The organism is Leptotrichia sp. SK-5 (assembly GCF_055387215.1).
Genome location: NZ_AP028931.1, coordinates 1,922,744 through 1,941,343, shown reverse-complemented (window position 1 = coordinate 1,941,343; position 18,600 = coordinate 1,922,744). Strand labels below are relative to the sequence as shown.

At 29.9% G+C, this 18,600-nt stretch carries 16 protein-coding genes; 8 read left to right on the top strand and 8 right to left on the bottom strand.

Features of this window, described 5'->3' with window-relative positions; translation table 11 throughout:
* The first annotated feature begins 13 nt into the window (after positions 1-13).
* The 4 genes from ACZ5B9_RS09695 (at position 14) to ACZ5B9_RS09680 (ending at position 4,889) form a co-directional block, all read left to right on the top strand.
* Positions 14-895, top strand: coding sequence for a LysR family transcriptional regulator (locus ACZ5B9_RS09695; protein ID WP_464422416.1), 882 nt, complete (start codon positions 14-16; stop codon positions 893-895).
* Positions 879-1,526, top strand: a complete 648-nt coding sequence (locus ACZ5B9_RS09690; protein ID WP_464422415.1) for a putative quinol monooxygenase — start codon at positions 879-881, stop codon at positions 1,524-1,526. The genes ACZ5B9_RS09695 and ACZ5B9_RS09690 overlap by 17 nt, the downstream gene beginning before the upstream one ends.
* 53 nt (positions 1,527-1,579) lie before the next feature.
* Positions 1,580-2,545, top strand: a complete 966-nt coding sequence (locus tag ACZ5B9_RS09685; protein WP_464422414.1) for an aldo/keto reductase — start codon at positions 1,580-1,582, stop codon at positions 2,543-2,545.
* A 511-nt stretch (positions 2,546-3,056) separates the two neighbouring features.
* On the top strand, positions 3,057-4,889 hold the full coding sequence (locus ACZ5B9_RS09680) for a DKNYY domain-containing protein (protein ID WP_464422413.1): 1,833 nt from the start codon (positions 3,057-3,059) through the stop codon (positions 4,887-4,889).
* Positions 4,890-5,227: 338 nt separating this feature from the next.
* Here ACZ5B9_RS09680 and ACZ5B9_RS09675 read toward each other — a convergent pair whose 3' ends face one another.
* The 8 genes from ACZ5B9_RS09675 to ACZ5B9_RS09640 all read right to left on the bottom strand — a co-directional run bounded on the left by ACZ5B9_RS09675 (position 5,228) and on the right by ACZ5B9_RS09640 (position 14,451).
* The gene (locus ACZ5B9_RS09675) at positions 5,228-6,241 is read right to left on the bottom strand and encodes a LacI family DNA-binding transcriptional regulator (protein ID WP_021768760.1); all 1,014 of its coding nucleotides are present in this window, start codon (positions 6,239-6,241) and stop codon (positions 5,228-5,230) included.
* A gap of 382 nt (positions 6,242-6,623) precedes the next feature.
* Positions 6,624-7,049, bottom strand: a complete 426-nt coding sequence (locus ACZ5B9_RS09670) for an RbsD/FucU family protein (protein WP_006804696.1) — start codon at positions 7,047-7,049, stop codon at positions 6,624-6,626.
* A 27-nt stretch (positions 7,050-7,076) separates the two neighbouring features.
* Positions 7,077-8,861 (bottom strand): L-fucose isomerase, encoded by a 1,785-nt coding sequence (locus tag ACZ5B9_RS09665; RefSeq protein WP_315287680.1) that lies wholly within the window; start codon positions 8,859-8,861, stop codon positions 7,077-7,079.
* 24 nt (positions 8,862-8,885) lie between these two features.
* The gene (locus tag ACZ5B9_RS09660; RefSeq protein WP_464422412.1) at positions 8,886-9,872 is read right to left on the bottom strand and encodes a substrate-binding domain-containing protein; all 987 of its coding nucleotides are present in this window, start codon (positions 9,870-9,872) and stop codon (positions 8,886-8,888) included.
* A 33-nt stretch (positions 9,873-9,905) separates the two neighbouring features.
* Complete coding sequence (locus tag ACZ5B9_RS09655; RefSeq protein WP_464422411.1) at positions 9,906-10,835, bottom strand: ABC transporter permease; 930 nt, start codon at positions 10,833-10,835, stop codon at positions 9,906-9,908.
* A complete protein-coding gene (locus ACZ5B9_RS09650) occupies positions 10,822-12,330 on the bottom strand; it encodes a sugar ABC transporter ATP-binding protein (protein ID WP_464422410.1) in 1,509 nt (502 codons plus the stop codon). Before ACZ5B9_RS09650 ends, ACZ5B9_RS09655 begins: the two co-directional genes overlap by 14 nt.
* Positions 12,331-13,788: a rhamnulokinase gene (locus ACZ5B9_RS09645; RefSeq protein WP_464422409.1), complete on the bottom strand. Its 1,458-nt coding sequence runs from the start codon at positions 13,786-13,788 to the stop codon at positions 12,331-12,333.
* Between the two features lie 9 nt (positions 13,789-13,797).
* Positions 13,798-14,451, bottom strand: coding sequence for an L-fuculose-phosphate aldolase (locus tag ACZ5B9_RS09640; RefSeq protein ID WP_464422408.1), 654 nt, complete (start codon positions 14,449-14,451; stop codon positions 13,798-13,800).
* Between the two features lie 723 nt (positions 14,452-15,174).
* Between ACZ5B9_RS09640 and pepT the strand changes: the two genes are divergently transcribed.
* Genes pepT through fabG form a run of 4 tightly spaced genes read left to right on the top strand, consistent with a single transcriptional unit; the run spans position 15,175 to position 18,527 of the window.
* Complete coding sequence (gene pepT / locus ACZ5B9_RS09635; RefSeq protein WP_464422407.1) at positions 15,175-16,416, top strand: peptidase T; 1,242 nt, start codon at positions 15,175-15,177, stop codon at positions 16,414-16,416.
* A 4-nt stretch (positions 16,417-16,420) separates the two neighbouring features.
* The gene (locus tag ACZ5B9_RS09630) at positions 16,421-16,687 is read left to right on the top strand and encodes a FimV/HubP family polar landmark protein (RefSeq protein WP_464422406.1); all 267 of its coding nucleotides are present in this window, start codon (positions 16,421-16,423) and stop codon (positions 16,685-16,687) included.
* 18 nt (positions 16,688-16,705) lie between these two features.
* A complete protein-coding gene (locus ACZ5B9_RS09625) occupies positions 16,706-17,722 on the top strand; it encodes a tetratricopeptide repeat protein (RefSeq protein WP_464422405.1) in 1,017 nt (338 codons plus the stop codon).
* A 55-nt stretch (positions 17,723-17,777) separates the two neighbouring features.
* Positions 17,778-18,527: a 3-oxoacyl-ACP reductase FabG gene (gene fabG / locus ACZ5B9_RS09620; RefSeq protein ID WP_464422403.1), complete on the top strand. Its 750-nt coding sequence runs from the start codon at positions 17,778-17,780 to the stop codon at positions 18,525-18,527.
* Positions 18,528-18,600 lie beyond the last annotated feature (73 nt).

Here is an 18,600-nt window from a genome sequence, read left to right as displayed (position 1 = left end):
TGAATGAGGATTTATGGAATTAAGAATTTTAAAATATTTTTTAATGATTGCAAAAGAGGAAAATATAACAAAAGCGGCAAAATCACTTTATATCACACAACCGACATTATCACGGCAATTGGCACAGCTTGAGGAAGAGCTGGGAGTTAAACTTTTTACGAGAAGTAATCATAAAATTTTATTGACTGAAGATGGGAAATTTTTGCAACGAAGGGCGAGGGAAATACTTTATTTAACGGAAAAAACGAAAAAAGAGCTGTCTTATGACAATGAAATTGTTGCTGGAGAAATATCTATTGGATGTGGCGAATTTTTGGGAATGAATGAACTTGCAAAATTACTCTCGGAATTTCAGGAAAAGTATCCAAATGTTAAATTTGACATTTATAGTGGAACAGCCGAAGATATTATTTATAGAATTGAACACGGTTTTTTAGATATGGGACTTGTGTTTGACTATATAAATAAGGAAAAGTATAAATTTATAAGATTGAAACAGATTGAAGAATGGGGACTTTTGGTTAGAAAAGACAATAAATTAGCCTCAAATAAATTTATTTATCCAGAAGAAATCAAAAAAGAATCGATAATTATTTCTAAAAATAAATTGATTCAAAATGAATTTTCAAATTGGATGGGAATTCCTACGGAGAAATTAAATGTTGGCGCTACTTTCACACTGGTTTATAATGCTGCGATGATGGTAAAAAATGGAATGGGAATGGCAGTTTGCTTAAAATTAGAGAATAATTTTGAAGATTTGAAATTTATTCCATTTTATAAAGCAGCAATTTCTAAGACAATTTTAGTTTGGAAGCCGTGTTTGAAATATTCAGTGGCGACGGAAAAATTTATTAAATTTATTGAGGAGAAAAGAAATGCTACTAATTTTTAATATTTTTGAACTTGGTATCAAAGAAGGCAAAAAAAATGCATATGTGGCAGTTGGTAAAAATAATATTACAAAATCAGTTTTAAATGATAAAGGGACACTTGGGATGTATTTGGTTCAGGAAAAAGAAAATCCCAATATGACTTATATGTTTGAGGTTTATGAAGATGAGAAAAGTTACCAGGAACATGTCAAGTCAGAGCAATATAAAGAATTTTTAAAAAAGTCGCCAGCAATTTTGACTGAGCATAAAAAGAAAATTCAAGTTGTTCCAGAATATATGGGAGATAAAAATTTTGTGCAAACAAGAAATACCCGTGTAAATTATGTTACAGTTGATATAAAAGAAGGATTTAATGATGCTTTTAGGGAAATTGTACTTGATGAAATGAAGCAGTCGATAAAAAAAGAAGAAAGTGTTTATGTAATTTATGCTGCAACAGCAAAAGAAAATCCAGACAAATGGCACTTTTTTGAAATTTATGAAAATGAAAAAGCGTATCAAAAGCACAGAAAAACAGCTCATTTTAAAAAATATATAGAGCAAACGGAAAATATAATTGAAAATAAAGAATTTATAAATATTGAAGGTGTAATATTATTAAATAAAGGTAATTTAAATTATGTAAAATAAAAATATTAATTTTGAACTTTGGAAAAATATATGAAAAATGGAGATGATTTTAAATGAAAAAAACAAAAATACAAGAAATAGAAATACCTAAAGTAGCATTAGGAACTTGGTCTTGGGGATTTGGAGGAATCGCTGGAGGAGATTCGATTTTTGGAAATAAATTAGGAAAAGATGAATTGAAACCTATTTTTGATAGAGCAATGGATTTGGGACTAAAATTGTGGGATACTGCAACTGTTTATGCGAGTGGTCAATCAGAAACTATTTTGGGAGAATTTGTAAAAGATAGAAGTGATGCGATAATTTCTACAAAATTTACACCTGAACTTGCAGAAGGAAGAGGAGATAATGCGATTTTTGAATTTCTTGATGAAAGTTTAGAAAGATTGAATAAGAAAGTCATTGATATTTATTGGATACATAATACAAAAGATATGGAGAAATGGGCACCTAAATTGGTTGATGTGTTAAAATCAGGAAAAGCGAAAAAAATAGGAGTTTCTAATCACAATTTAGAACAAATAAAATATGTGAATAATCTTTTAAAAGAAGCTGGATTTCAGTTACACGCTATTCAAAATCATTTTAGCTTACTTTACAGAACAATTGAAACAACTGGAATTTTAGATTATTGTAAGGAAAACAATATCGTAGTATTTTCGTATATGGTACTGGAACAAGGCGCTTTATCTGGAAAATATACAAAAGAAAATCCATTGCCAGCTGGAACAAGAAGGGGTGAAGCATTCCCGCCTGAAACTTTGGCAAAATTGGAGCCGCTATTTTATGAAATGAAAATTTTAGGTGGAAAATATTCTGCAACAATTCCTGAAATTGCGACTGCTTGGGCGGTTGCAAAAGGAACTATTCCAATAATTGGAGTTACAAAAACTAATCAAGTTGACGATGCCAAAAGGGTTGCAAGTGTTGAATTAAGTGATGAAGATGTTGAACTTATGGATAGAGTAGCTATTAGTACAGGTGTTACTGTAAAAGGCGAATGGGAAAGTTCGATGTAGTTTATTCATAGGATGAGCTTTATATCTAGTGTTTATAGAAACGATAGTTTGAAGGAATAAGCATAAAAGCGTTGAAATATGCTGAAAAATTGTAGAATTAGTTAAATAAATTTAAAATATACTGTTAAAAAATAATGTTATTAAATAGCACCAAAAATTTTGGATACAAACAAGATTAGAGGTGCATTTTTTTGTTAAAAAAGTAAGTTTATTTTCAAAAACTTGATTTTATTACAATATATACTCGAATCCATTTAAAATAAAACTATTAAAAATTATATAAATTTAGGGTTTGAGTAAAATAGTCATAGCTTTTGAGTTCGCTTTTGAGGCAGTTTTACTATACAATAAAAATCATTAGAAATATAGAAATTTAATAGGGTAAATTTCAAAAAAATGATATAATAAAACCAGAAATTGAAAAGAAAAAAAGATAATATGTATAACAAAAAATTACTGTATTTTAAACGAGGTTTTAGTATAAGAATTAGATATTTAAAAAGGAGTCGATATGAAAATTAGGAAAAATTTGTTAAAAATTTTAACATTGCTTATTTTATCAGGAAACATTATAAATGCGGGCTATATTAAAGAAAAAAATAAAATTTATTTTACTGATGAAGCTACAGAACCTGAAAGAAAGGAAATTGTAAAAAATGTAGATTTCAGGACTTTTAAAATTTTTGAGAGAAATGATGATTTTGCAAGAGATAAAAATAATATTTATTATAAAAATAAAAAATTAGAAAATGTAGATGCGGATTCTTTTCAGATAGAAAATTCTTTTATTGCAAAAGATAAAGATAATGTTTTTTATATTGCAAATAATGAGATTATAAAAATTAAAGGCTTTAGTCCAGAAAAAAGTAAAGTTATTGTTCAGTTTTACGTACCAGCTATACTAATTAATAAAAATGGGATTTATACTTTTGATAAATATGAAAATGGAGAAATTACGATAAAGTCAATAAAACCTGCGGGAATAGATACGAATACTCTAGAAGTCGTGGACGGAGAAAACATGACAATGCTTTTGTACTTAAAAGATAAAAATAACGTTTATTTTATTAATTATAAAGAAAGTGAACAGAAAATTTCAGATATTGATGTCGAAAATGCAGAGGATGTGGGAAATGATAACTGTAATATCGATATTGAAATAAAAAAATTAGAGAGTGCAGATAGTGGCAGTTTTAAAATAGATTCTATATACGGGAAAGATAAAAATAACTTATACTTTTTAAATAAAAAAATAATAGGTGTAAATCCTAAAACTTTTGAAGTTGTTGGCTCAAATAAACTTATTATCAAAGATGATAAAGGGGTTTATTATCTTGGAAGAGAAGAAGTGAAAAAAATCCAAAATACTGATTTAAATACTTTTGAAGAAGTATCGAAAGAGTATTATCGAGATAAAAATAATGTTTTTTACTATGATAATTATGATGGTGATGTAAAAAGAGTTAAAGGGGCAGATGCAAAAAGTTTTGAAGTAATAGATGGTTATGCGATAGGAAGAGATAAAAATGCTGTTTATGACAGAGGAAAACAGATAAAAGGCTTGGATCCCGTGACATTTGAAGATTTGAGCGGAAATTTTTACAAAGATAAAAATGGAGTTTACTATGAGGGAATGCTGATGAAGGGAATTGATCCAAAATCTTTTGAGCCATTTGTCAATTATACACATGTGAAAGATAAAAATGGAATACACCACTTTTATCAAAAGAGCAATAACGTTGTTGTTGAAAAAGTTGAAATTTCTCCAGAAATTGATTTAAAAACCTTACAACCTATTGAAAATTATTCTGGATATTCAAAAGATAAAAATAACGTTTATTATCATTTCCAAAAAATAGAAGATGCAGATACAGGAACTTTTGAACCTGAAGGATATTCTATTGGAAAAGATAAAATGGGAGTATATTATGAAACTCGTAAAGTAAATGGAGTGGATGTAAATAGCTTTGAATATTTAAAAAATGGTTTTTTTAAGGATAAAAATAATATATATTATAAAAATAAAAAGATAGAAAATTTTAAACCAAAAAACTTTGAAGTAATAGACTATTCTTTAGTAAAACAAAATGAAGATTTGTACTATTTTACTGAAGATGAAAGTGATAATACAAAATTTGTTCCATTAGAAAGCAAAAATGTGGATATTGATACTTTTCAAATTCTTGATGTAGATTATGCAAAAGATAAGAATAATGCCTATTACAAAGGTAAAATTTTTAAGGAAGCAGATGCAAAAACTCTTGATAAACATTATAATGAAAATGATAATGGCTATAAAATAAGAGATAAGAAGAAAGTGTATAAAATAAAAGAATTAAACTAAATAAAATGGTTATATTTATAAAAATGATAATAATTCAAATATAAAATATTAAAAAAATTTACTAAAAAGATTCTGGATGTATTTACAGTTTATAGATTGTGTTATTGATGCATCCAGCTTTTTCATTGTAGTTGACACTTTTGTTACTAATGTTCGGATAAATGATGATATTATGAAGTAAATTTTAACTTTTTCATTTATTCTCCTTATGTTCTTTATATTTATTATTATTTTTATTGAAAATAATTTCCTCTTAACTTCTCCTATTTTTATTCTGAAATATAGTATAGCCATTATACTAGTTTTGTAGTAAAAAATTCATATTATCGCTATTATTATTAATCTTTAATTTTTACTAATTTTTCGGAATTTCTGAGAATTAAAGTAGGAGAAACGATAACTATTTTCTTACTTCTGCTACTATTTTTCATCTCTTCAAGTAAAAGTTTCGCTATTTCCATTCCTGTTTCTTCTATGTCTCTATTTACTGCACTTATATTTATTCCTAATATTTCAAAATATTTATGATTATCATAGGATACTATTGCTATGTCATCGGGTATTTTTAGATTTTTTTCTCTTATTGCTTGTAATGCTCCTAAAGTCATTTCATTATTACATATAAAGATTGCAGTTATTTCCTTATTTTTTTCAAGAATTTTTTTTGTGTTTTCATATCCGCTATCAAAGTGAAAATTCCCTTCATATATATTTTCTTCAGATATTTTTTTGTTTTTTTCCAACATTGCTTTTTTGTATCCTTCTAACCTATTTAATCCATTTGTTGTAGAAAAAGGTCCTGTAATTATCGCAATATTTTCATGTCCTGAATTAATTAATGCTTCTGTTGCTAAATAACCACCTTTTATATCATCAAAAAATACTCCCGTAAAAGTTTCATCAAAAATTTGTCTGTCAAATAAAACAAAAGGAATACCTGAATCAAGCAATACTTTTATATCCTTTTTTTTATGATGCTGAAGAGATATCGAAAGAATAATACCACTTGGTCTTTGTTCAATTACATTTTGAAATACTTTTTTTTCTTTTTTTATATTCTCATCAGTACTGTAAACAAGCATATGTAAATTATTTTTATCCATTATGTTAGAAATTCCCTTTATTATATCTCCAAAATATGAATTTTGAATATCTGGTATAATTACAGCTACTGTATTTGACTTATTGCTAGATAAGGAACGGGCGATTCCATTTGGTATATAATTTACCTCTTCAATAATTTTTAATATTTTTTCTTTTGTTTCTTTACTAACATAACCATTATTTGAAATCACACGAGATACTGTTGATTTTGAAAATCCTGATAATTTAGCTATTTCTTCTATTTTCATTATATTACTTCCTTAAATCATAAATATTATTTTTTTATTTCAATCATTAATAAATGTTATATCATATTTTACCATTTAAATATTAAATATCAGTTTAGAATTTTTTATTTTTTGAATATGATAAAATTATTTTTTAAATTTGGTGTAATAGATTAATTTATGATATATAAATCTTTTCTCAGTGTTCCTATTCAAAAATATAATACCATGAATTCATTATTTACGCTATCTTTTTCTTTATTTATAGAACTACATAGTATTTTTTATTAAAAAATATTTAATAATTGTAATCTATAAAAAGAACACGATTAAAAGATTAAAATTTAAAGCTTAAAAATCTATAAAATCGTGTTCCCTTATTTTGATATTTGTTATTTATATGTTATTTTATAATTCCTTTCTTTAAAATAACATTTGCATAAATAGCTTCTTCAGATGTAGCAATTATGGCGTATGCCTTTTTTGCTCTTTCATAAAATTCAAATCTTTCTACAAATTCAAAGTCTTTAAATTCTTCATGTTTTTCTAAAGTTTTTCTATAAACACTCCATACTTCAGGTTCTCCTACATACTCGCTTCCTGTTTTCATTAATGAAACTGCACTTTCTACATACGTATCAAGGGGCAATATTTCTAGTATTGATTCTAGAAGTTCTGCTACACCGCTTGCATCTGATCTGATAAGTCTTTGTGCATGACTTGCAGCAGGAAAGTTTCCATCTCCTATCACAATTTCATCTCCGTGTCCCATTTCACATAATATTTTCAGTAATTCTGGACTTAAATTTTTAGGTATATTTTTAAGCATTTTTTTACTCCTTCATTTAGATATTTTCTATTTACCTATTTTTTTATAAATTGGTCCAAAATTTTCACATGCTCTGTAATCAGCACCTTCTTCATTCATGTCTCCAAAACTTGCCCAAACTTTAGGACGGAATATTCTGTCAGGATTTACATTGTGCATACATACTGGAATTCTAAGCATAGATGCTAATGTTATAAGTTCATCACCTATATGTCCATAAGATATTGCTCCATGATTTGCTCCCCAGTTATTCATTACAGAATAAACATCTTTAAATGCTCCTTTACCAGTAAGTATAGGTGCAAACCAAGTTGTAGGCCAAGTTGGATTTGTTCTACTGTCAAGTGACTCATGAATGTCTTTATCTATATCAATTGCATATCCTTCAGCAATTTGAAGTACAGGCCCTTGCCCTTTAACAAGATTTATTCTGCACATTGTAACAGGCATTTCTCCTTTTGTAAGGAAGCATGAAGAGAATCCTCCACCTCTGAAATAATCATAATCTGCTGCAGGCCAGCTTGTAGATTTTAAGGCATTGTTCACTTCTTCTTCTGTAACTTCCCAGTATGGTTTCATAACTCGTTTACCATCTCTTATTTGATCTCCAGTTGCATCTAACGTGGCTGATCCTGAGTTAATTAAGTGAATTATTCCATTTTCAGCTTTTCCTGTCAATTTTTTACCTGTAACTCTTTCTACAGCTTCTGGACTCCAGTAAGTTCTAACATCTGCAAATATTTGTGCAGTTCCAGTCAAAAGATGTCCAAATAGCATTGATATTCCGTTTAAAGCATCATTTTCAGTTGCAACTGTAAAAGCTTGTCTTATTCCATTCCAGTCAAAAGATGAATTTAATATAGCCTCAGAAAAGTCACCATTAGGCATAAAATCTGTCCATTGTCTTTGTCCTTGGAAACCTGATACTATTGCATTATTTCCTTCAGATTCTTCAACAAATCCCATTTCAGCCAATTTAGGATTTCCAATCATCATGTCTCTTATTATAAGAGTCATTTTCACAACTGTTTCCCATTCTTTATTTTTTACTTCCTCTGTTCTAGAAACTTTATTTATATCTAATCCTTCTTTACAATGTTCTTTAACCCATTTCAAAGCTTTTTCATATTCTTCCTTATCGTAAATCTCATTTTGTATTCTTCTAGTAATTTCACTCATATCTTTGAATTCAGGACGAATTCCCAAATAATCTAGAAGGAATTCGTTATTGACCATAGATCCTGCTATACCCATGGAAACTCCACCTACAGATAAGTAAGATTTATCCTTCATTGTTGCAACAGCCAATCCAGCTTTTGTGAATTTCAGCAATTTTTCTTTTACATCGTCAGGAATGGAATCATCAGATAAATCCTGTACATCATGTCCATAAATTCCGAATGCAGGAAATCCTAGTTGTGCATGTCCTGCCAATGCCGCTGCAAGATAAACTGCTCCTGGTCTTTCTGTTCCATTAAATCCCCAGATTGCTTTTGGAATGTCAGGTGTCATATCAATTGTTTCACTTCCATAGCACCAGCAAGGTGTTACAGTTATTGACAAACCTACATTTTGATCTTTAAATTTTTGATTACATTTTGCCGCTTCAGAAAATCCTCCAATTGTTGTATCAGAAATCACGCACTCTACTGGTTCTCCACTAGGATGTTTTAATGTGGAAGAAATTAACTCTGCAAGTTTTTTTGCCATTCCCATTGTTTTTTCTTCTAAAGACTCTCTAACTCCGTTTCTTCTTCCATCAATAACAGGTCGAATTCCTACTTTAGGAAGTTCTCCTCTTAATCTGTTCATTAGTCTCACTCCTTAAATCTTTATTTATTTTCTTCCGAAAGGAAACATCTTTTTAGTAATATCTGGATTGTTTATATTTTCTTTAGTTACAAGAATTGCTCCTGTATCTATTCTTTTTTCAACTTTTTCACCTTTTGAAAGTTTATATAATTGTTGTACTGTTTGATATCCCATGTTATAAGGATCTTGTATAACTAATCCTGAAATAACACCTTTTTCAAGGAATTTAGCTAAATCTTCAGATGAATCTATTCCTACTAGAGCTACTTTACCAGTTAACCCTTTTTCTTCTACTCCTTTAGCAACACCAAAAATAGAAGGTTCGTTTGTTCCATAAATTCCTGCAATATCTGGATTTGCATTGATAATGTCAAGAGTTATTGCCAATGCTTTTGATTTATCTCCATCACTAAATTGTGTATTTAATATCTTAATATCTGGATATTTTGCCAATGCTTCCCTAAATCCAGCTTCTCTTTCTATAGCTGTTGTTGTTCCAGGATTATGAGAAACTACTGCCACTTTACCTTTTCCGTTTATAAGTTTTGCTAGTTGTTCTCCAGCCATTGCTCCTGCAGCTTTATTATCTGTTGCAATGAAACTTGATGTAATATCATCTTTTACATTTGAATCAAATGTTACAACTGGTATTTTTGCATCCATAGCTTTTTTCGCTACTACTGCCAATGCGTCTGGGTCAAGAGCTGCAATTCCTAATGCAGATACTTTTTTGTTAATTGCGTTTTCAACCATACCTACTTGTTTACCAATTTCAGTTTCTTTTTCAGGCCCAATAAAGTTTACTTCTACTCCTAATTCTTCTCCAGCTTTTTTAGCTCCTGCTTCTACTGATCTCCAAAATTCATGCTGGTAACCTTTACTTACCAATTCAATTTTAATTTTGTCTCCAGAACTTGCTGCTTGTCCTGCTCCAGCATCTTTTTTGTCTTCACTTTTTCCACAGCTAAGAATTGCTGCAAACACTACCAAAAATAATAATAACTTTTTCATAAGAAATCTCTCCTTTAAATTAAATTTATTTTTTTATTTTTTATTTTTTAAACTATCTATATATACTGCCACAAGCACTACTACTCCTATGGCAAATTGTTGCCAGAATCCTGATACATTAAGCATATTAAGCCCATTTTTCAATGTACTCATTATAAAGGCTCCTAGTATTGTTCCTAAAATTGATCCTGAACCTCCCATAAGGCTTGCACCACCGATTACTACTGCAGCAACGGCATCCATTTCATATCCTGTTCCTTCAGTAGGTTGTGCTGAAATTAGTCTTGATGCAAGAAGGATTCCTGAAATAGCACATAGAAAACCACTTAATCCATATACAAATAATTTTACTTTATCTACATTTACTCCTGAAAGTTTTGAAGCGGCTTCGTTACTTCCAACTGCATAAGTATATTTTCCAATGACTGTTTTTTTAAGTACAAAAGAAAATATTGCTGTTATTATAATTAGATAAATTACTGGATTTGGAATACCTAATACTGTTCCACCTGATAATTTATCAAAACCATCGTTTAATCCTGAAACTGGGATTCCGTTTGTTATCGCCAATACAAGCCCTCTAGCAATCATCATTAACCCCAAGGTAGTTATAAATGGAGGTAAATTAGCTTTAGATACTAATAGTCCGTTTATTATTCCACATGCTACACCACTTATCAGTCCCAAAATTATTGCTAGTATTGTTGGAATTCCAGCTTTCATTGCTAATCCCATTATAACTCCTGAAAATGCTACAATAGAACCTACTGATAAATCAATACCTCCTGTTATTATTACAAATGTCATTCCTATAGCTATAATTCCAATGATAGCTGTCTGTAAAGCTATTGTCATAAAATTTGTTATTGAAAAGAACTGACTGGATGTTATTGAGAAAAATATTATCATAATTATTAAACTGGCAAATGTAACTAATTGTTGCATTATTTTATTCTTTTTCATATTTATTTATTCCTCCTGTCGCAAAATATAGTATTCTTTCTTCTGTTGCATCTTTTATATCTATTATATTACCTATTTTCCCTTCATGCATAATCATTACTCTGTCACTCATTCCAAGTATTTCAGGTAATTCAGATGAAATCATTATAATCCCTGCTCCTGTTTCGACCAGTTCATTCATAAGATTGTAAACTTCTCTTTTTGCTCCTACATCTATTCCTCTAGTAGGCTCATCAAATATTACTATTTTCTTATTTTGACAAAGCCATCTTGCCAATATAACCTTCTGTTGATTTCCTCCACTCAGATTTTTTGTAAGCTGTTCTTTTGATGGAGTTTTTATTTTCATTTTTTCTATGTATTTCTTTGTTATATTTTCAGATTTACCTTTATTTAATACTGATTTATCTGATACTAAATTTAAATTAGCAATCATAATATTGTCTTCTATTGACAAATTAAGAAAAAGTCCATCTTTTTTTCTATCTTCTGTTAAGTATGCGATACCTAATTTTATTGCTTCCTTAGGATTTTTTATATGTACCTCTTTCCCCTCCATGAAGACTTTTCCACCTGATTTTTCATAAGCTCCAAAAATAACTTTTGCCATTTCTGTTCTTCCAGATCCCATTAATCCTGCAACACCTAAGATTTCTCCTTTTTTTACTGAAAAGTTTATTGCTTTTACGTGTTTTTTATAAGATAAATCTTCAACTTCTAGTAAAGCGTCACCAATTTCAACATTTCTTGCTGGATATTGATCGGTTATATCTCTACCTACCATCAGCTTTATTAAATCATCATTTGTTGTGTCCCTATAATTTACAGTATCTATATATTTACCATCTCTCATTACTGTTGCTCTATCTGCAATTATTTTAAGTTCTTCCATTCTATGTGAAATATAAATTATACCTACACCATTCTTTTTAAGGTTTTCAATGACTTCAAAAAGTTTTTCAATTTCCCTGTCTGTAAGAGCTGCAGTTGGTTCATCCATAATCAATATTTTTGCATTTGTTGAAAGCGCTTTTGCTATTTCCACCATTTGCTGTTCAGCTACACTTAAATTCATTACCTTTTCCTCAGGTGATATTTTTAATCCTAGTTGATTCAGAATTTTTTGAGCTTCTTCATTTTGTTTGCTTTCATTTACAATCCCCTTCATCCCTTGGAATTCTCTTGTAATAAATATGTTGTCTGCAACTGAAAGATGAGGTAGCAGGTTAAATTCCTGATAAATTATACTTATTCCATTTTCCTGTGCTTCTTTAGGATTTTTAAAATTTACACTTTTTCCATTGTAAATTATCTCACCTTCATCCTTTTGATATACTCCGGTAAGAACCTTCATTAATGTTGATTTTCCAGCACCGTTTTCTCCTAGAAAAGCATTTACTTCTCCAGCATACAAATCAATGTAAGCATGATCCAGAGCTTTTACTCCTGGAAAAGTTTTTACTATATTTTTCATTTCCAGTATTTTTTCAGCCATTTATTTTTCCTCCTTTCTTTTAGATTTATATTCTATTATTTCTACAGAATTTTTTACAATTTCTCTTCCTTCTTCTAAATTTTTAACAAGTCCAAGAGCAATAAACTGTGTTATTATATTTCCAAACGCTGATGCTTCTATTGGCCCTGCCTTAATTACTCTATCTGTTTCATCTGAAATTTCCTGACATAGGAATTTATCCTGTATTCCTCCTCCAATTGCTATAATTGAAGTGAATTCATTTCCAACCAGTTTTTCTAGTTCCTTTATACTCTTATTGTACTGTTTCTTTAAGCTGTTGTATGCTACTCTTAGTAAATCCTCATCTGTTTTTGGAACTTCTTGCCCAGTTTCCCTGCAATATGCTTTTATTTCCATGTCCATCTTTTCAGCGTGTAAAAATCTTTCATTTTCTAAATCGACAAATGAAATCAAGTTTGATTTCTTAGCCATATTTCCAAAATCTGAATAATCTATATCAAGATTTTTTTCATTAAATATTTTTTTCAGCTGCTGCAGTATCCACAAACCTGGTATCATTTTGAGCACTCTTGCTTTTTTTTCTATTCCGCCTTCATTTACAATATTATTTTTAAAAGCTTCTTCATTTACAACGGGAACATCTGATTCAAAGCCAATTATTGACCATGTTCCGTTTATTACATATAAAGAATTTTCTACTAACGGTGCTCCTGCTATTGCCGCCGCTGAGTCATGAGATGCAGTCAAGATTACATTCAAAGGTTTTATTCCCAGTTCCTTCTGAATAGTTTCTTTCAATGGTGCAAGGACTTGACCTCCATGTTCTATATCTCCAACAATGCTTTTAGGAATATCCAACTTTTCAAATATTTTTTTGCTCCATTTCTTATTATCAATATTTACCATTCCGCTAGTGGAACTGATTGTATATTCCCATGATTTTTTTCCTGTAAGAAAATATGCAAATAAATTTGGCATAAATTGAAGCTGTTTTGCTCCTTTTTCAAGAACTTTTCTTTTATGTATATCATAAAATATTTGATAAACGGAATTAAAAGAATAAAACTGAACTCCTGTTTCATTAAATATTTCTTCAAGAGAAACTTTATCGTGAACTTCTTCAAAAACTTCTTCCGTTCTCGTATCTCTATAGCATATAGGAAGCGACAATAGTTCTCCTCTTTCATCAATCCATCCGTAATCTACTCCCCAAGTATCTACACCTAATCCCAGAACCTCAATATTTTCACTAGTAACAATACTTTCCTTCGAAAATACTTTTTTTAGCCCTTCTTTTAATTCATTATATAAATAAGGGAAATCCCAATATTCATATTGATTTAATTTAACAGAGCAATTTTTAAATCTGTGCATTTCCTTCAATTCTATTTTCTTAGTATCCTCATTTAAAATACCCAAAACCAATCTTCCTGACGAAGCTCCGTAATCAAATGCCAGAACTGCTTTTTTTCCCAATGCAATCACCTACTTTATAGATTTTATTTGTCCGTATGTTTTAAATCTCTCAAGCATGCTGTTCATTTCGTTGTCAGGTAATATAATAGGTTCTCCTATATTTCTCGCCTTTATATACAAATTAGAGATATACTCTACCTGAACTGTTATATTGAAAGCATTTGCTATATCCTTTCCAGCTGTTGTCAATCCATGGTTTGCGAGTATTACTGCAAGACTGCTTCCCATTGCTTTATATGCATTTTCAGCTAGTTCCTTTGTTCCATACGAAGCATATTCAGCACATTTTACTTTTGTTGCTCCTGTAACAGCAATCATATAATCAATTGCTGGTAAATCTTCTCTCAAGCATGCTAATACTGTAGTGTACACTGGGTGGGTATGTATAACAGCATTTACATCTTCACGATTTCTGTATAAAATCATGTGCATTTCCAATTCACTTGAGGGTTTCAATCCTTCGATAAGTTTTCCTTCCAAATCAACTATTGAAATCATTTCTGGAGTTAATTCTGAATAGTTTACTCCAGTTGGGCTTATTGCAACCAACCCTTCTTCTCTGTTAAAAATACTTACATTACCAGCTGTTCCGTTTGTAAGTCCTTCTGATAATAATTTAAGAGAATATTCAATTACCTGCTCTCTTTCTTTTTCAAGAATCATAATTTCCTCCTTTTAATTGTGGGAGCGTTCCCAGTTAATTATTTTGCTCTTTTCCACGAATCATAATCTCCTTCTTTTATTCATAGGAGCGTTCCCAGTTCCCTGTTTTACTTCTTTTTCAAGAATCATAATCTTGTCATCTACTTATAGAAACGCTCCCGATTACCTGTTCCCTTTCTTTTTTAAGAATCATACTTCCCTCCTTCTGTTTATGAGAGCGTTCTCTTTAAATAGCCTCTTTTATAGCATATTATCGGTATAATCTAATTAATTTAAGTATGTGAGAACGTTCCTATATATATCTTACTACTAATATAACCTATTTTTTAAAAAAGTCAATACCCTTTCTTAATTTTTTTTAATATATTTTTGTAACAAATGTTTGACATCTATACAATTATGTTTTATTGCATACTCAATTGCCCGTTGACGAACACGGTATATTTCTGATATACTACTCATATGAAAGGTTTCTCCTTAATGTGGTTTGGTAGATTTACATTATATCAGAAACCTTTCTTTTTTTTGTATATTTTTGTCACATATGTATTATCTCACAACATATTTTTTGTAAAAATTAGTAAAAAATTTAGTTTGTATTACTAAAAAGAAAGATTTTATAGCTTTATTTATGAAGAAATTTATTATTAACATTGAAAAAAACTCTAAAAAATTGTAAAATAAATTATAAGTAAAAAAATATAAAGAAAGTAGGGAAAGTAAATGGATTTAAACAAATATGAAACGCTTAAAGAGAGATTTTTGAAATATGTTAAAATTGAGACTAGGTCCGATGAGAAAAGTGAGAGCATCCCATCCACACCAACACAGCTTGAGTTTGCCAAAATGCTTGTAAAAGAGTTGGAAGAAATAGGAATGGAAGATGTATATGTGAATGAAAATTGCTTTGTTAATGCAACTTTGAAAAGCAATGTTGATAAAGATGTGAAAACTATTGGATTTATTGCACATATGGATACGGCTGATTTTAATGCAGTTAATGTAAATCCACAGATTGTGGAAAACTATGATGGGAAAGATATTGTTTTGAATAGGGAGCAAAATATTGTGCTTTCTGTGGACGAATTTCCTAATTTAAAGGAATATGTTGGAAAAACTGTAATTACTACTGATGGAACAACTCTTTTAGGGGCTGACGACAAGGCTGGAGTTGTGGAAATTATAGAGGCTATGAAATATTTGATTAACCATCCAGAAATCAAGCATGGAAGGGTAAAAGTGGCGTTTGGGCCTGATGAGGAAATTGGGCGTGGAGCAGATAACTTTAATGTAGATGAATTTGGAGCAGATTTTGCCTATACAATGGATGGCGGGCCTGTTGGAGAGCTTGAATATGAGAGTTTTAATGCGGCTGGAGCTGTATTTAAAATAAAAGGAAAAAGTGTTCATCCAGGAACAGCCAAAGGAAAAATGATAAATGCAAGTTTAATAGCTGCAGAAATTATAAACAGTTTCCCAGCAGATGAAGTGCCTGAAAAAACAGAAGGATACGAAGGGTTTTATTTTCTTGAAAAAATTTGTGCTAATTGTGAGGATGCTGAATTATCATATATTTTAAGAGACCACGACAGACAGAAGTTTGAAGAAAAAAAGAAATTTGCTGAAAATGTTGCAAAAAAAATTAATGAAAAATACAAAAAGGAATTAGTAACAGTTGAAATAAAAGACCAATACTACAATATGGGAGAAATTATAAAAGATCACATGGAAATCGTAGAAATAGCCAAAAAAGCAATGGAAAACCTTGAAATAGAACCAATAATCAAGCCAATCCGTGGAGGAACAGACGGCTCAAAAATCTCATTCATGGGACTTCCAACACCAAATATTTTTGCAGGTGGAGAAAATTTTCATGGGAAATATGAATTTGTGGCACTTGAGAGTATGATTCTAGCAACTGATGTAATTATAGAGATTGTAAGATTGAATGCCGAAGGAGAGTAAGAAAATGCGAAAGGCGGCATTAAAAACTTATCTGTATGAAATAATTTTTATATTAGTTTATAAATTTAAGTATGGAAAAGCGTTAAAGTATTTAAATAAAATAAAAATAACTAGATTAACGTTGCCAATAATAAAGTTCAATTTAGCTAAAACATATGAAGAAATTGGAAATTTTGAAAAAGCAAAAGAGTTATATAAAGAAGTGGCTGAAAAAGGGAATAAACTTTATATGGGTAAAATTGCACAGGAGAAAATTTTGGAACTAAGTTAATAGAAGGAGTGATTGAGAATGAAAAAAATTTTATTGGTGAGTTTTATTTTATGTAACATCTATGGATTTTCCGCAAAAGTGAGCGTTCAGAGGAGTAGCACTTTAAAAAGTGAAAATAAAGATGGCAAAAACATTGGTGAAATGACTATAAAAGATACGATCAAGGAAATTAGTGAAAATGATAGAAAAAGATTTGAAGAGATAGATTTGGAAAAAAAAGAGAAAAAAGAGGTTATAGATTTAACTATGAAGGAATTGACTGAGCTCGGAATCAATAAAAAATCTATTGAAACAACATTTAAGGCAATAGAAGAAGAAAGTGACTATGAAAAAAGAAGAAAATTATTTCTGCAAGCTATAGAGGAAGATAAAAAAAATTATCTGCCATATTATTATTTAGGGCAAGAGGCGGATAATATCAAAGTTGCGATGGAATATTATAAGGATGCGATTAAGGCAAATCCTAAAAATCCGATGGCTTATACTAATCTTGTAGCAAAATATGGACAGGCAGGGATGGAAAAAGAGCAAGTGGAGCTTGCTAAGAAAATGATAACATTGTTTCCAGAGTTTCCAGAAGGATATTATTCGATAGCTGCAATAGATTTTCAAAATGAAAATTATTCAAATTCAATAAAATATGCAAAATTGGCGATAGATAAATATGATAAAATGAAGAAACTGGATTATTCTTATGTTACAGAATCAGCAAAATACAGATATAAGGCGGATGCTCAGTATCTTGTATTTTTAAATTATATTCAAATGAAAAAGTATGATGAAGCATTTGAATATTCTAAAGAAGCATATATTTTTATGGCTCAACATGATAATGATTTGAGATTTCAAATTTACAGTATGCTTGCTGATTTTACAGAAGAGATAAAAAATAAGAATAAGGAAAAATATAAGGAATATATTTCAAAATTAAATGCACTAAGATTGGCAGAAGAGCTTGTGAAGGCAAATAATAAAATAAAAAGTGGAAAAGCAGGCGATAAAACTATAAAATTTAGTCCTTTAAAAGCAGATTAAATTTAAAAATGAAACATATAAAATAAAAATATAACATGGAAGGATGTTGATTGAAATGTTTGATTTGGCTGGAGAAGTTGCTCTTGTCACGGGCGGAGCAAAAGGTATAGGAAAAGGTATTGCAAAAGCATTGAAACAAGCTAGAGCAAAAATCATTATAGGAGATATCGATAAAGAAAAAGGTAAGGAAACAGCAAGTGAACTGGATGGCGAATTTTATTATCTTGATGTTACAGATAAAGAACAAGTTCAGTATGTTGTTCAAAGTATTTACGAAAAATATGGCAAATTAAGCATCCTATGTTCAAATGCGGGAATTTTTCCACAAGTAAGCATTGAAAATATGACAGAAAAAGATTGGGATAAAGTTCAAGATATAAATGTAAAGGGAACTTTTTTTGTGTCACAGGCAGTACTAAAATATATGAAAAAACAAAGCTATGGGCGAGTAATACTGACTTCTTCGATTACAGGGCCTATTACAGGATTTTATGGATGGGCACATTATGGTGCTAGTAAAGCTGGACAGTTGGGATTTATGCGAAGTGCAGCATTGGAATATGCAAAATATGGAATTACAGTTAATGCTATTCAGCCAGGAAATATATTAACAGATGGATTGATAGAGGCTGGAGAGGAATATATGAAAAAAATGAAGGAGATAATACCAGTATATACTTTGGGAAAACCTGAAGATATTGGATACACAGCAGTTTTCTTGGCCAGTCGAGAAGCTGGTTTTATTACAGGTCAAACAATAATTGTAGATGGTGGGCAGGTATTACCAGAAACTCCCAATATGTAGGAAATAAAAGATTACATTATGATTAAACTTAGTTTAAGTTTGGAAAAATTGTAAAAAAATCTTTTAAAAAAAG